13 protein-coding genes and 1 riboswitch are annotated in these 14,347 nt (G+C 69.7%); of the genes, 1 reads left to right on the top strand and 12 read right to left on the bottom strand.

Annotated elements, in window-relative coordinates:
* Positions 1-49 precede the first annotated feature (49 nt).
* From EKD16_RS19570 to EKD16_RS19515, 12 genes are all read right to left on the bottom strand, one after another.
* Complete coding sequence (locus tag EKD16_RS19570) at positions 50-667, bottom strand: stage II sporulation protein M (protein ID WP_131100001.1); 618 nt, start codon at positions 665-667, stop codon at positions 50-52.
* A gap of 165 nt (positions 668-832) precedes the next feature.
* Positions 833-1,114 (bottom strand): hypothetical protein, encoded by a 282-nt coding sequence (locus tag EKD16_RS19565; RefSeq protein ID WP_131099998.1) that lies wholly within the window; start codon positions 1,112-1,114, stop codon positions 833-835.
* A gap of 322 nt (positions 1,115-1,436) precedes the next feature.
* Complete coding sequence (locus EKD16_RS25475; protein ID WP_165498616.1) at positions 1,437-1,631, bottom strand: DUF1266 domain-containing protein; 195 nt, start codon at positions 1,629-1,631, stop codon at positions 1,437-1,439.
* Positions 1,632-1,934: 303 nt separating this feature from the next.
* Positions 1,935-3,470, bottom strand: coding sequence for an ISL3 family transposase (locus EKD16_RS19555; RefSeq protein WP_449457459.1), 1,536 nt, complete (start codon positions 3,468-3,470; stop codon positions 1,935-1,937).
* 69 nt (positions 3,471-3,539) lie between these two features.
* Positions 3,540-4,298 carry a restriction endonuclease subunit S gene (locus EKD16_RS19550; RefSeq protein ID WP_131099992.1) on the bottom strand — a complete coding sequence of 253 codons (759 nt, stop codon included), beginning with the start codon at positions 4,296-4,298 and terminating at the stop codon, positions 3,540-3,542.
* Positions 4,286-5,932: an N-6 DNA methylase gene (locus tag EKD16_RS19545; protein WP_131099989.1), complete on the bottom strand. Its 1,647-nt coding sequence runs from the start codon at positions 5,930-5,932 to the stop codon at positions 4,286-4,288. The genes EKD16_RS19550 and EKD16_RS19545 overlap by 13 nt, the downstream gene beginning before the upstream one ends.
* 11 nt (positions 5,933-5,943) lie before the next feature.
* A complete protein-coding gene (locus EKD16_RS19540; RefSeq protein ID WP_131099986.1) occupies positions 5,944-6,606 on the bottom strand; it encodes a hypothetical protein in 663 nt (220 codons plus the stop codon).
* Positions 6,607-6,862: 256 nt separating this feature from the next.
* Positions 6,863-8,272: an L-serine ammonia-lyase gene (locus EKD16_RS19535; protein WP_131099983.1), complete on the bottom strand. Its 1,410-nt coding sequence runs from the start codon at positions 8,270-8,272 to the stop codon at positions 6,863-6,865.
* A gap of 107 nt (positions 8,273-8,379) precedes the next feature.
* Positions 8,380-9,651: a serine hydroxymethyltransferase gene (locus EKD16_RS19530; protein ID WP_131099980.1), complete on the bottom strand. Its 1,272-nt coding sequence runs from the start codon at positions 9,649-9,651 to the stop codon at positions 8,380-8,382.
* Positions 9,652-9,655: 4 nt separating this feature from the next.
* On the bottom strand, positions 9,656-10,036 hold the full coding sequence (gene gcvH, locus EKD16_RS19525) for a glycine cleavage system protein GcvH (RefSeq protein ID WP_131099977.1): 381 nt from the start codon (positions 10,034-10,036) through the stop codon (positions 9,656-9,658).
* A gap of 159 nt (positions 10,037-10,195) precedes the next feature.
* A complete protein-coding gene (gene gcvT / locus EKD16_RS19520) occupies positions 10,196-11,314 on the bottom strand; it encodes a glycine cleavage system aminomethyltransferase GcvT (RefSeq protein ID WP_131099974.1) in 1,119 nt (372 codons plus the stop codon).
* A gap of 46 nt (positions 11,315-11,360) precedes the next feature.
* Positions 11,361-11,462, bottom strand: a riboswitch (glycine riboswitch).
* Positions 11,463-11,691: 229 nt separating this feature from the next.
* Entirely contained in the window at positions 11,692-12,747 is a 1,056-nt protein-coding gene (locus EKD16_RS19515; RefSeq protein ID WP_131099971.1) for a 3-deoxy-7-phosphoheptulonate synthase, read from the bottom strand.
* A 519-nt stretch (positions 12,748-13,266) separates the two neighbouring features.
* Between EKD16_RS19515 and pip the strand changes: the two genes are divergently transcribed.
* Positions 13,267-14,226: a prolyl aminopeptidase gene (pip, locus tag EKD16_RS19510; protein ID WP_131099968.1), complete on the top strand. Its 960-nt coding sequence runs from the start codon at positions 13,267-13,269 to the stop codon at positions 14,224-14,226.
* Positions 14,227-14,347: the final 121 nt, after the last annotated feature.

Genomic DNA, 14,347 nt, shown 5'->3' with positions numbered 1-14,347 from the left:
AAGGGCATGTTCAAGCGGTGCTTCGGACACAGCCCGCCCTGCGGCGGCCTCAGCCTGCGAGCAGCGGGGGCAGCAGGTAGATGATCTCCACGGCCTCGTAGACCGCGCCGACGACGAACAGCGCCAGCGCGGGCAGGCTCATCCAGCCGACCTGCCGCAGCCCGCGGAGGTATCCCTGGCGGCGGTTGCGAGCCCCGACGGTCCCCGGGTGCAGCCAGGACCTGCCGAGGAGGTAGGCGCCGAGCACGATCAGGACGTAGGCCTGGAACTCGATGAGGACCGTCAGGGAGTGCGGGATCATCATCGTCGCGAGGGTCTCGTCCTGCGGAGCGAGGGAGATCCCGAGGGTGAACGCCTTGTACAGGAAGGCTGCGATCCCGGCGAACGGCACGACCATGGAGGGCAGCAGGATCATCGGCACGGCGACCGTGAGCGTGTTCACCGCGAAGATGGTCAGGCTGAACAGCCACACGTTGCCGAGCAGGGACGCCACGAGGTCCGCCGTCCCGTCCTCCTGCAGGGAGGCGGTCTCCGCGGCGCTCAGTTCGGGGAAGACCATGGCCGTCCCCATGCCGAGCAGGAACACGCCGTAGACGAGCGCGTTTATGACGAGGTAGGCGCCGAGGTTCGCGCGGATGATCCGGAAGGGTGTGCGCAGGAATCGCATGTGTGCTTACTCCATGGTCGGGGCGGGCGGCGGTCGGTTCGCCGATATCCCAGACCATGTCCTCGGGGCAGGGTCAAGCTCGGGATCCGCTGGTAGTACCTCGGCGCGGAAACGGGGCCGTCTCGGCCCGCGCCCACCGGCGGGAGTACCGAGCGGCGCCTCCCGTCAACCGCCGCTGGTCCAGCCGAAGAAGAGTACGCCCGCCGTCACCACGAAGGGCCAGGCCAGCAGCGCCGCCGACCAGCCCGCGGCCTTGAGGTCGCGCCGGAACGCGGCGATCACCGCCATCACGATCGGCACGCCCGCACTCGCGGCCACGCCCGTGATCAGGCTCGATTGCGCGGCCGAAGCATCGCCGACTCCGTTGGTCGAGACCGCGACGGATATCTCCAGCGATCTGTAGCAACTGGCGGGCCCGATGAGCATGCACAGCAGCCCGCAGGTCACCAACGCCGATCGCAGCTGGCCGGATGGACGCGTCCCGCCTGCGTTTCCGGCTCGATCCGGCTGAGCGGGCTCGGAGGCGGAAGCCGCAGCCTCCTCGGGGTGGTTCGGATCCGGAAGATCGTTCGACACGCCTGCCGCCTTCTCCGCGCCGGGATCGGCGCGCCGTCCTCGGGGATGTTCCCCTCATCGTCGCGCTCGCCCGCTCGAGGCGCATGGGTGCGCGTACTCATTCGCCGCAGGCGGCCTGCCCGCCACCACATCCAGCCCCCCGGGCACCTGGGCGCCGTCCGCGGAGCCGTCGAGGCGCGGCGCCCGGCCCGGGTCAGAAGCGGAACGGGATGTGCAGCCACGGGCTGGCCGGGTGGTTCACCATCATGTGGTGCACGTCCCGCGACGTGGTGTACCAGTGGCCGAACTCGCCGCCGTCGTACTGCAGGCACCGGCCCAGGGTGTAGCCCGCGGAGAACTCCGCCCACGTCAGGTAGTGGTGGCGCGACTGCTCGCCCGTCCCTCGCACGCGAGACCGATGCGGACGGAGAGACCGATCAGGCTGCCGCGGAGGAAGACGCGAGCGCCGAGAAGCCGGCTCGGGCGGGTGCGCCTGGGAGCAGCCGCCGCCGGTAGGAACTTGGCGTACCAGCGGAAGGAGAGCGAGCCCATGGACCGGCGCCGATGTCGATTCGCTCGGCGCCGGGCTCGGCCCAGTCCTCCACAGCGATCACCCCTCCGATGATCAACCGTGGTGGTCGGATTTCACGTGCGTCACCTGGTCAGTATTCGGGCTCTGGCACGGATTCGATGAAGCATCAGGCTCCTGCGATCAGACAGCGAGCAGCACGCGCTTGCGCAGCAGGTCAGGGTTGGCGCGCCCATACATCTGACGTTTGAGCATCTTGAGCCGGTTGACGTGGCCCTCGACCACGCCGGAGCTGTGCGGCAGCGTAAGCCCGGCCACGACAGCGTCCCAGTCGCGCCCCAGGCCGCGGACGAAGGAGTCGAGTTCGGGGATCTGTTCGCTCCGCGCCGCCGTGGTCCACTCTTCCAACCGGTGGCCCTGCCGATGGGCCATCATGCGCGCGAAGCCCTGGACGCGCTCGCTGAGGCGCGCCAGTTCGGGGCAGGCGCCCAGCACCGCTGTGAGCTGCAACCGCTGCTCATGTTCGAGGTGGTCGGGATGGGTGAGGATCCAGGCGGTGACCCGGCGGGCGGTGGGCGGCCGGGCCGGCGCCGGAGGCGGCACAGCGTGGCGGCGCCACGGGCGGATGTGGTCGCGCACGCTCGCATAGCTCCCGTTGTAGCCCTGCCGGCGGAGTTCGTCCCAGAGCACGGCGGCGTTGGTGCACCCGTGGGCGAAGCGTTCGCGCAGGTAGGCGTCATAGCTCGCGACCTGGCGGGGGCGTTTGCCGGTGCCGTCGCGGGCCAGCAGGTCCTCGACGGTTGCGGCGCGTGCGAAGCGGCGCACGGTGTTGCGGGCGAGATCGAGTTCGCCGACGATCTCCATGATGGTGCGGCCCTGGTCGAGCAGGTGGTGGATCTGCTTGTGGCGCCGGCGGGTGCGTTCGGCCAGCGGCCCCTGCCGGATTCCGGGAGTTTCGGCCGGGGGCGGCTCGGCCGGCGTTGTTGTGGGTGCCGGTTCGGATGTGGTGGGCGGGAAGTCGCGGCGGTGGCGGGCGACGGCCCGTTCCACGGCCGCGGCGAGGTTCTGCCACAGATGGAAGCGGTCGGCTATCTGCACCGCGTCCGGAGCGCCTTGGGCGATGCCGTCGGCATAGCACCCGGCCCGGTCCCGGCAGACGACCTCGACCCCGGGGTGCTGGATGAGCCATTCCTTGACGGCCCTGGCCGAGCGTTCGGGCAGCACTTCCACCGGGCGTCGGGTCTGGGCATCGACCAGCAGGGTTCCGTAGACGTGGCCTTTGCGCAGGGCGAAGTCATCAACCCCCAGGATCCGGGGCACATCCGCGGGGCTTTCCGGGGTGGCGCGTACCTGGCGCAATAGCGTCATCCGACTCACGGCCGCGGCTATCCGCGCTGCCAGGCGTGCTCCGGCGCGACCGCCCAGCGCCATGCCGATGCCGGCGAGCACGTCGCTCAGCCCCCGGCTGCGCCGGGCGTAGGCCACGGTCAGACCGGGGACCTGTTCGGCGAAGATCCGACGCTTGCAGGTGGGCTCATCGCAGAAGAACCGGCGGACTTCCAGGTGGATCAGCACTTCCCGGCCGGAGACAGGAGTGTCGGCGAGGCGGCGCACATAGCGGCTATGCACGCGTGGTGACCGGGTCGCGCAGACGGGGCAGGCGGCGTCGTCGGCTTGGGTGGAGGCCGCGATCCGTACCGAGAGCCCAGCCCGGTACACGTCATCGATGCGCAGGTCCGCCAAGTGCGGAAAGAGCAGTGTGAAGAGGGAGGAGAACGACACCCCGCATCATTGCGGGATCGACCCGGCGTCCGCAGGCGATTCATCGAATCCGTGCCAGAGCCAGTATTCGCGCGTCGCCGACATCTCCTCGCTCGAAATCGGTTCGCCGCTCCCCTCGGACACCTGCCGGTCGCTCGCTTCACCGGGGGGGACTCGACCGGAGAGGAGCATCGGGGCCACCGTCTCCCGCAGTTCGTCCGTGGTCCGGCTGATCTCGGCATGCAGGCGTGCCTTATCGTCGAGGGCGCAGAGCGCCTGTCCGATGGCTTGCTGGATATTTAGTGACGGTACTGCCGTGGGCAGGGTCTGCATCGTACGCTGGGTTATCGACCGAACTGTACTGCCCGAAGCGTGCCGAGCAATCCACTTCTGCACCGCGGGCAATGCGAGGTAGTGCACGAGGTATGCGGAATCATTCTCGGGCGAGGGACGCAACCGGAGTATCTGGGTGTTATATAGCCAACCCTCCTGCTCGGGGGTGATGAGAGCGAAGCGGCCGAGTGTTCCCGTCCGCGCTCCGACGATGTCGCCCGACTTGAGCCGATAGCGCTTCAGGTGATCGGCGGTGGCGTCGTCGACCCTGGCCAGCCCGGTGTCGGTGACACTGCGTCTGGAGATGTCGCCTGGGCGCACCACGGGAGTCCCGTGGGAGGTAAAGGCCCGAGAGGACATGCCAGCCCCGGAGGGGCCGGCCTGGATGCTGCATATCTCCCCCAGCGGCTGTTCACGCCAATCGGAGGGCAGTTGTCCGATCAGCGCATCCATTCGTCTATCTCCTTGAGCAAGTGGCGGGTTCTCGCATCGACCTGAGGGATTCGTGCCTCCAGGACAGAGAGCCTGCGGGTGAGTTCGGCGTAGCGTGCCGGTGCCTCGGCGTCCGCGGACCCGCTGGAGTCCAGGATGTAGGAGGGTGGGTGGAGGGAGTACTCCCGCTCTCGGATTTCCTCGATTCCCACGGCGCGGCCGATGCCCGGTTTTGCAGACTCGTCGAATGCGCCCGCGCGCCAGGCGCGGTAGGCGGTGCGGATCGCGCCGACATCCTCGGCTGAAAGTGAACGGCGGGTGCGTGAGACCATCCCGCCCAACTCGCTTGCGTCGACGAGAAGCACCTCCGAACAGTGTCCTCTCGGAGGGCACAGCAACCAGAGGTTCACCGCGATAGCTGTCTCCGTGAAGAGTTGGCGTGGAAGCGCCACAACGGCCTCCACGGTGCCGTCTTCGACCATGGACGCGCGGATCGAATTCTCCCGCGTATTGGTGGAGTACGCAGCGCTTGGCGACATGACCACCACTGCTCGACCGTCGGTAGCGAGCATGGCGATGGCATGTTGGAGCCAGGCGAAGTTCGAGTTCGACTCCGGCGGAATTCCATAGGGCAGCCCGCGTTCATCCGGAGGTGCTGACGGCCGGCGATGATTGAACGGGGGATTGGTCAGGAGGATATCAGCGTACGGCAGGTCGGGGAGCACACCGGGTGAGATCGGGCCGCCGAGGATTTCGGAGTCGACATCATGGATTTCGAGATTCCGCTTCGCGTCCTCGCTAGTGTGGCTTGTACCGCTGAACCGGAGGCGGGTCGAGGGCGCTGCGCTCCGTAACCACCGATGAGCGGCGACGAGAAACTCCCCTCGTCGACAGAAGGGGTCGTGTACGTGGTGAACGGTGTTCTCGAATGTGAGCAGGCCGAAAGCCGTAGCCACAACGGCATCGGGAGTTCGGAAGTTTCCGCCACGCTTCCCCAAGGCCGTTGCCTGAGCCGAGAGCGTGTAGTCGAAGGCATCGGCAAGCCGTTCCCGGCGCTGGTCGCCGGCTCCCAGCCGTGCGATCTCACCGGTGAGTTCGCAGAAAGTCGCAGCGGACACGCGGGCCAGCAGGGCATGTGTCTGCGGCGAAAGTACTTCGGCGGCTTCTTCGGGCAGATCGGCGGGGCGACCGGCTTGTTGGACGAGCTTCTGCCAGGCGGTCTCGTGCATCGCGCACATGTGTAGAAGGGCGAGAAGCACCTCGCAGGTTTCCGAGACGTGGAGGTGGCCGCGGAGGAGGTCCAGCCATCGCCATACGCGCCGCTGAGTCTCGTCCTCGTCCGGCCCCGACTTCAGCTCGCTCGGGGCTGACGAGGGGCGCGGCGTCTCCGCAGCGCTTCTGTTCACAGCGTTGGCCCGTACCCGGTCGGCATACGTGGTCCCGACCGGTTCATGGGGGTGGCGGGCGTTGGCCGGGACGGCGCGTGTCGACAGCCAGTCGGCGACCTGACCGAGTTCGAACAGCTCATTCGCCGCGTCGGCGGGTTCCGGGAAGTCGGAACTGCGCTTTTGCCAGTTGGTGACCGCTGCCCGGCTGACTTCGGCGTAGTGTGCTAGCTGCGCCCGCGAGATCAGCGACACATCGCGTTCGTTCACGTAGTCCTCCCTCAGTACTGCGGCGGAACGTCACCCCGACATGCTCGTTCCTTGGTCAGGAGTATCTCGGGAACGCGGTCGAGAACCTGGATGCCGGAGGCGGCATCGGGGTTGATGTAGGAGATGACTCGGTAGAGCGTGGCGTGGTCGGCCGCCAGGTGCCGGTGGTGGATCGGCTCGTGGTGCATGATCCTGTTGCGGAGGAGGCGCAGGGTTTCCAGCTCCACATGCAGCTGCCGACGCTTGGCCCGGAAGTGCGGAAAGGCCCTGTGGAGAGCGGGAACCCACAGGTGCCGGTCGTACTTCTGGGCCAGAAGCCCCACCCAGAACCCGAAGTTGAGTTCGGTGACCACGTCGTCGGAGGTGGTGGGCCTCTGCAACCGCTCCCGGCAGCGTCGGCGTGCCTGGTCGACCATGGCCGTCATCGGATGGTGCAGAGTTGCGTCTTTCCACCAGTGGTCCTGTCCGAAGTGAGCGCTCAGGCGGTCGTGGACGGCGTTGCGCAGAGCCAACTCCAGCGTGTGAAGCGGTCCGTAAAAGGCGGCCGACACCATCACGTTCCAGTTGTACAGATTCACCGCTTGGGCGGCTTCGCCGTCGCAGTGCTGGAGATAGGGCGCCAGCCGCGGCGAGGAGTACGTGGAGACCATCCAGCGCGGGACGTCAGCGCTCACGGCGACCTTCGTTCTATCTCGGCCGAGGCGCGAGAGGACGGGGGGTGAGTGTTCTGGTAACATCAAATCTGTAAGCCCCGGGTCCGCCTCTGCGTAGCATGCCGCCCGGGGCACAGCTATGTCTGGGCATGCCGAACTGGCGCTACCCGTCGGTCGAGCCTTAAGGCCCTCCCCGATGTGTCCGTCACTCTATTGCGCACACTCGGCTGATTCAAGCGCATTCCAGTGCGCGATTTCTGTTAACAGGCGTCGCGCCTCAGCACTCGATCACGTTCACCGCGAGCCCGCCGCGGCTGGTCTCCTTGTACTTGTCCATCATGTCGCGGCCGGTGTCGCGCATGGTGCGGATGGCCTTGTCCAGGGACACGAAGTGGCTGCCGTCGCCGCGCATCGCGATGCGGGCGGCGCTGATCGACTTGACCGCGGCCAGGGCGTTGCGTTCGATGCACGGGACCTGCACCAGGCCGCCGATGGGGTCGCAGGTCAGGCCCAGGTTGTGTTCCATGGCGATCTCGGCGGCGTTCTCCACCTGCGCGGGCGTGGCGCCCAGGGCCTCGGCGAGGCCGGCGGCGGCCATGGACGACGCGGAGCCGACCTCGCCCTGGCAGCCGACCTCGGCGCCGGAGATCGAGGCGTTCTGCTTGTACAGGATGCCGATCGCCCCCGCGGTGAGCAGGAAGCGGACCGCGCCCTCGTCGCTCGCGCCCTGGGTGAAGTGGGCGTAGTAGTGCAGTACCGCCGGGATGATTCCCGCCGCGCCGTTGGTGGGTGCGGTCACGACGCGGCCGCCCGCGGCGTTCTCCTCGTTGACCGCGAGCGCGTACAGCGTGATCCAGTCGGTGCCGCGCATCGGGTCGGCCGGGTCGCCGTGGTCGGGTCCGGCCAGGCCCTCGTCCTCGCAGTGGCCACCGAGCTGGCGGTAGAGCCGGTGGGCGCGCCGCGGGACCTTCAACCCGCCCGGCAGGGTGCCCTCGGTGGTCACGCCGCGGCGGACGCACTCGCGCATGGCCCGCCAGATCGTGAGCAGCCCGTCGCGGATCTCGGCGTCGGTGCGGCCGAACGCCCGCTCGTTGGCCGCCATGACCGCGCTGATGGACATGCCGGTCTCCCGGCAGGTCTCCAGCAGTTCGGCGGCGGTGGAGAACGGGTAGGGCTGCGGGGTGTCGTCGGCGGTGATGCGGTCGGCGCCCACCGCCTCCTCGTCGACGACGAACCCGCCGCCCACCGAGAAGTACACGCGCGAACGCAGCTCCGTGCCATCGGCGTCGTAGGCGCTGAACCGCATCCCGTTGGGGTGCCCCGGCAGCGTCGCCTTGCGGCGGAACTCCAGTTGCGACTCCGGGTCGAAGCCGACCTCGCGCTCACCGGCCAGCAGCAGCCGGCCCGACGAGCGCACCCGCTCCACCAGCACCGGCGCGGCGTCGATGTCGACGCCCTCCGGCGTCTCGCCGAGCAGGCCGAGGATGACCGCGCGGTCGCTGCCGTGGCCCTTGCCCGTCAGCGCCAGCGAGCCGTACAGGTCGGTGCGCACGGTCGCGGTTTTCTCCAGCAGCCCGGATTCGGCGAGCCCGGTCGCGAACGTGCGGGCGGCCCGCATCGGCCCGACGGTGTGCGAGCTCGACGGCCCGATTCCGATCGTGAACAGATCGAAGACGCTGATCGCCATAGTCCTGCCCTCCTTTGCGGGCACAGGCGTGATGGTGGTGTTCGGTGCGGCCGGGACGCAACGCGCGACACGCGCCCCGACCGCACCAGGAGGGCAGGTCCTGCCCCCTACAGCTCCGGGTAGAGCGGGTTCTTGGCGACGAGCGCGTCGACGCGGGCGCGCAGCGCCGCCGCCTGGTAGCCGGGCTTGAGCGCCTCGGCGATGACGTCGGCGACCTCGGTGAAGTCGTCGTCGCCGAAGCCGCGCGTGGCCAGCGCCGAGGTGCCGATGCGCAGACCCGAGGTCACCATCGGCGGCCGCGGGTCGTTCGGCACCGCGTTGCGGTTCACGGTGATGCCGATCTCGTGCAGGCGGTCCTCGGCTTCCTGCCCGTTGAGTTGGGAGTTCACCAGGTCGACGAGTACCAGGTGGACGTCGGTTCCGCCGCTGAGCACGCGCACACCGGCCTGCACCGCGTCGTCACGCAGCAACCGGTCGGCGAGGATCTTCGCGCCGGAGACGGTGCGCCGCTGCCGGTCGGCGAAGTCCTCACTCGCCGCGACCTTCAGCGCGACCGCCTTGCCCGCGATGACGTGCTCCAGCGGGCCGCCCTGCATGCCGGGGAACACCGCGGAGTTGAGCTTCTTGGCGTACTCCTCCTTGCACAGGATCAGGCCGCCGCGCGGACCGCCCAGGGTCTTGTGCGTGGTGGTGGTGACAACGTCGGCGTGCGGCACCGGGCTGGGGTGGATACCGGCCGCGACCAGGCCCGCGAAGTGTGCCATGTCCACCATGAGCAGCGCGTCGACGTCGTCGGCGATCTGGCGGAAGCGCGCGAAGTCCAGCTCGCGCGGGTAGGCCGACCAGCCGGCGACGATCATCTTCGGCCGGTGCTCCTTGGCGAGCTTCTCGACCTCGTCGTAGTCGACGGTGCCGTCCTCGGGGCGCACGTGGTAGGCGACCGCGTTGAGGAGCTTGCCGGAGTAGTTCAGCTTCATGCCGTGGGTGAGGTGGCCGCCGTGCGCCAGGTCCAGGCCCAGGATGGTGTCGCCCGGCTTGAGCAGGGAGAAGTACACGGCCGTGTTGGCCTGAGCGCCCGAGTGCGGCTGCACGTTGGCGTGCTCGGCGCCGAACAGCTCCTTGGCGCGGTCGATCGCGAGCTGCTCGACGACGTCGACGTGCTCGCAGCCGCCGTAGTAGCGCTTGCCGGGGTAGCCCTCGGCGTACTTGTTCGTGAGGACCGTGCCCTGGGCCTCCAGCACCGCCTGCGGAGCGAAGTTCTCCGAGGCGATCATCTCCAGCGTGTCGCGCTGGCGGTTCAGCTCGGCGCCGACGGCCGCGGCGACCTCCGGGTCGAGCTGGTCGAGGGTCTGGTCGAGCAGGTTGCGCTGAGACGGCATGTGATTAACCTTCGCCTTCGGTCAACTGCGTGTACTGCTCCGCGCTGAGCAGCTCGGACGGTTCCTCGGTGACCTCCACCTTGAAGAGCCACCCCTGGCCGTAGGGGTCGGTCCCGATGAGCTCGGGGTTCTCCACGGCGGCCTGGTTGACGTCCACCACCTCGCCGTTGACGGGGGCGTAGAGGTCGCTCACCGACTTGGTCGACTCCACCTCCCCGCAGGTGTCGCCGGAAGTGAGGCTGCTCCCCGTCTCCGGCGGCTCGACGTAGACGATGTCGCCGAGCGCTTCGGCGGCGAAGGCGGTGATGCCGACGGTGGCCACGCCGTCGGTGATCGCCACCCACTCGTGCTCGCTCGTGTAGTTCAGCTCCGCGGGAACGCTCAATTCAACTCTCCAGGAGGTCGTCGTTGTCCGGATGTGCGCGGCGCCCGGGCGCGCGTGGGGCCGGGCCGGCGTGTGGACCGCTACCGGTTCCACCACGTCGAATTCTGCCGCCTCGGCCTGCGGAGGCGCACGCCCCGGGTGCGGTCTCGGCCGCGGGAGTCAGTGACCCCGACGGTAGAAGGGCAGGTCGACGACGTCGACGGCCTCGTGGCGGCCGCGAACGTCGACGGCCAGCTCGCCGGCGGCCGGGTCGGCCCCGCTGTCGATGTAGGCCATGGCGACGGGCTTGTCCAGCGTCGGCGAGGGCGCCCCGCTGGTCACCGCCCCGACCGGCGCGCCGTCGAGCAGCACCGTATTGTCCTTGCGCAGCGGGCGGCGGCCGCGGCCCACAAGGCCCACCAGGCGGCGGTGCGGACCGGTGTCGGCGACGCGCTGCAGCGCCTCGCGGCCGACGAAGTCGCCGGGCTTGTCCAGCTTGACGACGCGGCCCAGGTTCGCCTCGAAGGGGGTGGTCTCGGCGTCCAGTTCGTTGCCGTAGAGCGGCATCCCGGCCTCCAAGCGCAGCGTGTCGCGCGCCGAGAGCCCGGCCGGAATCAGCCCGTGCGGCTCGCCGGCCTTCAGCAGCGCGTCCCAGACGGCCGGGGCGTCGTCGCCGGGGGTCAGAAAGATCTCGAAGCCGTCCTCGCCGGTGTAGCCGGTGCGGGCCAGCAGCACCGGGCGGCCCGCGACCTCGTGGTTGTAGCCGGCGTAGTACTTGATGGTGTCCAGGTCGGCGTCGGTGAGCGGCGCCAGGATGGCGGCGGCCGCCGGGCCCTGGACGGCGATCAGCGCGTAGTCGGGGGAGCGGTCCTCGACCAGCGCGTCGAACCCCGGGGCGCGCTCGCTCAGCGCGGTCAGCACGGAATCGGCGTTGGCGGCGTTGGCCACCACGAGGTACTCCTCGTCGGCCAGCCGGTAGACGATGAGGTCGTCGAGCACGCCGCCGTCAGCCGCGGTGATCATGGTGTAGCGCGCGCGGCCCGGCGTGACCTTGGACAGGTGGCCCACCAGGGCGTAGTCGAGCAGGTCGGCGGCCTGCGGGCCGGTGATGTGGATCTCGCCCATGTGGGAGAGGTCGAACAGGCCGGCGGTCTCGCGTACGGCGGTGTGCTCGGCTCGCTCGCCGCTGTAGCGCAGCGGCATCTCCCAGCCGGCGAAGTCGACCAGGGTCGCCCCGGCGCGCTGGTGGATGTCGTGCAGCGGTGTGGTTCGCAGAGCCGGTCCCTGCGGCGCAGTCATGCTCACTCCCGAGAGGATGGACGTCGTTTCGTCACAGGCGTTGCCATCCTCCCCCTCTGTCATGGTGCCTGAGAGCTTCGCCGCGCGGGCGCGGCTTGCACCTTCGGCGAGGGGTTCCGGAGAACCCCTGCTTTCCAGAGTGGTCTCGACCGTACGGTCCGTCTCGCCTGAGAGGTTCACTGGGGAGGAATTGCTCCTTCGGCGGCCCGTGCCGGCTTGCACGGACGCTCTCCCGTACGGGGTCAGCGACCGGTACCAGGCTAGCAGCGGGGCCCCGACCGGGATAGGCAAGGGCGGGCAAAACCCGGCGGCCGGCGCGCTGACCGGCTGCGTCGCACGGTGGCCCCACTCAAAGGCGGGGCTACTCGAAGGCCGAGCTACACCGAGCGGCGCTTGCGCACCGCTTCGGCCAGACCCGCCAGTACGTCCTCGGTGGTCGAGAAGTCCATGCACTTGTCGGTGATGGAGCGGCCGTAGACCAGCCCGGCGGGATCGCCGAGCTGCTGCGCGCCCGCCTCGATGAAGCTCTCCAGCATCACGCCGACGATGCCCCGCCGGCCGTCGGCCACCTGCGCGGCGATCGCCTCGGCCACGGCGGGCTGGCGGGTGTGGTCCTTGCCGCTGTTGGCGTGGCTGGCGTCGATCATCAGCCGCCGCGGCAGCCCCGATCCCTCGATGACGCCCAGCGCCGAGCCGACGCTCTGCGCGTCGTAGTTGGGGCCGCTGCGCCCGCCTCGCAGGATGACGTGGCAGTCCGGGTTGCCGGCGGTCACCACCACCGATCCCGCGCCGGCGGGGTCGATGCCGAAGAAGGTGTGCGAGGCCGCCGAGGCGCCGCAGGCGTCCACGGCCACCTGCACGTCGCCGTCGGTGCCGTTCTTGAAGCCCACCGGCATGCTCAGGCCGCTGCCGAGCTGGCGGTGCACCTGGCTCTCGGTGGTGCGGGCGCCGATGGCGCCCCAGGTGACGGCGTCGGCGATGTACTGCGGAGTGATGGGGTCGAGGAACTCGGTGCCCGCGGGGACGCCGATCGAGCCGATGTCCAGCAGCAGCTTGCGGGCGGTGCGCAGGCCGCGGTGCACGTCGTAGCTCTCGTCCAGGCCGGGGTCGTTGATCAGCCCCTTCCAGCCCAGCGTGGTGCGCGGCTTCTCGAAGTACACCCGCATCACCACGCACAGGTCCTCTCTCAGGGAGGGCGTGAGCGCCTTGAGCCGCTCCGCGTAGTCCAGCGCGGCCTCGGGGTCGTGCACCGAGCACGGGCCCACGATGACCAGCAGGCGGTCGTCGGTCCCGTCGAGCACCCGCTTGACCTCGGCCCGGGCGTCCTCGACCAGGGCGGCGCGCTCCGGACCCATCGGGAGCTCGGCCAAAAGGTCCTGCGGTGCGATCAGCGGCTGGTAGCTGGCGACGCGAGTGTCGTTGGTATTGGGCATGCCCTCTGTGTCCCTCTTCCGTCTCCCCTGCGGACCCACTGAAAACACTAACGCGGTCGGGGCGCCTGCACGGCGCCGGACCGCGCGCCGTCCGGGTGGCCCCTTCCGCCGGGTGCCCGGAATGGCCGGCGTCCGTCGCAAGGGCGCGCCGTGTGGGCGGGAACGGGATCGCCGCCGTGCCGACTGAATCCGTTTCATGTGACGCTGGTCACACCACCGGGTCGGGTGCCCCGGCGGCGACGGCGCCCGGCGGCGCCGCGCATGCCGGGTCGGCCGGGGCGCCGGAGGGGATCGCAAGCCGACTCGGCTCGTCCGATCCGGGACGCAGGCCCCCTGTGCAGGAACGTTCCCGGAGGCTCCCCGAGTGCGGGCCGCGCCGGGGAATTACGGGCGGCCGACGCCCTGCCTGCCGCGGCTCCCGGCGCCGTCCCCGCTCAGCGGCGCGTTCGCGGAACCGGCCCGCTCCGCCCGGTTCTAGGATTGGCCCCGGCCACATCTGCGACGAAGGACGCCTCACCCATGCGCACGCTGTACCCGTCCATCGAACCCTACGACTCCGGCATGCTCGACGTGGGCGATGGACACCGGATCTATTGGGAGCTGTGCGGGAATCCGGCGGGCAAACCGGCGGTGTTCCTGCACGGAGGCCCCGGAGGCGGCTGCACACCCGCCCACCGCCGCCTGTTCGATCCCGAACGCTACCGGGTACTGCTGTTCGACCAGCGCAACTGCGGACGCAGCACCCCCCACGCCGCCGGCATGGACGTCGACCTCAAGACCAACACCACCTGGGCGCTGGTGGAGGACATCGAGCGGCTGCGGACCATGGTCGGCGTGGACCGCTGGCAGGTTTTCGGCGGGTCGTGGGGCAGCGCCCTGGCGCTGGCCTACGCCGAAGAGCACCCGCGCCGCGTCAGCGAGCTGGTGCTGCGCGGGATCTTCACCCTGCGCAACGAGGAGCTGCGCTGGTTCTACCAGAGCGGCGCGTCCTTCCTCTTCCCCGACCTGTGGGAGAACTACCTGGCGCCCATCCCCGAGGACGAGCGCGACGACCTCATCGGCGCCTACGCCCGCCGGCTGGGCTCGCCCGACCCGGAGGTGCGCCTGGCCGCCGCCCGCGCATGGAGCGTGTGGGAGGGGTCCACCATCACGCTGCTGCCCGACGAGCAGGTCCGCGCCCAGCACGCCGAAGCCGAGTACGCGCTGGCCTTCGCGCGCATCGAGAACCACTACTTCGAGCACGGCGGCTTCTTCACGCCCGGACAGCTCATCAACAACGCCGACCGGCTGCACGACATCCCCGGCGTCATCGTGCAGGGGCGCTACGACGTGTGCACCCCCGCCAAGACGGCGTTCGACCTGCGGCGGGCCTGGCCCCAGGCGCGGTTCCACCTGGTCGACGACGCCGGGCACGCTTTCAGCGAACCGGGCATCCTGCACCACCTGATCGAGGCCACCGACGCCTTCGCCCGGAGCTGAGCCGGCGGGCCGTGGAAGCGCGCGGAACCCCCGCCGCCGGGGCGTCCGCGACGAGACGGCCCCCGGCGGGCGGCGTTAGGCTCGGTTCCGGATCAGCGGGGAACAGCACCCGGGGAACAGC

Origin of the sequence: Streptomonospora litoralis, from assembly GCF_004323735.1 — a bacterium.
GTDB classification, from domain to species: domain Bacteria; phylum Actinomycetota; class Actinomycetes; order Streptosporangiales; family Streptosporangiaceae; genus Streptomonospora; species Streptomonospora litoralis.
The sequence above is the reverse complement of the archived record's forward strand: the minus strand, read 5'-3'. Positions and strand labels throughout refer to the sequence as shown.

What these genes read in the sequence shown, in the direction of transcription:
- EKD16_RS19550 (WP_131099992.1), bottom strand. Translation starts at nt 4,298, where the DNA reads ATGGATGCGCTGATCGGACAACTGCCCTCCGATTGGCGTGAACAGCCG.
- EKD16_RS19515 (WP_131099971.1), bottom strand. Translation starts at nt 12,747, where the DNA reads ATGCCCAATACCAACGACACTCGCGTCGCCAGCTACCAGCCGCTGATC.
- EKD16_RS19535 (WP_131099983.1), bottom strand. Translation starts at nt 8,272, where the DNA reads ATGGCGATCAGCGTCTTCGATCTGTTCACGATCGGAATCGGGCCGTCG.
- EKD16_RS19530 (WP_131099980.1), bottom strand. Translation starts at nt 9,651, where the DNA reads ATGCCGTCTCAGCGCAACCTGCTCGACCAGACCCTCGACCAGCTCGAC.
- gcvT (WP_131099974.1), bottom strand. Translation starts at nt 11,314, where the DNA reads ATGACTGCGCCGCAGGGACCGGCTCTGCGAACCACACCGCTGCACGAC.
- pip (WP_131099968.1), top strand. Translation starts at nt 13,267, where the DNA reads ATGCGCACGCTGTACCCGTCCATCGAACCCTACGACTCCGGCATGCTC.
- EKD16_RS19570 (WP_131100001.1), bottom strand. Translation starts at nt 667, where the DNA reads ATGCGATTCCTGCGCACACCCTTCCGGATCATCCGCGCGAACCTCGGC.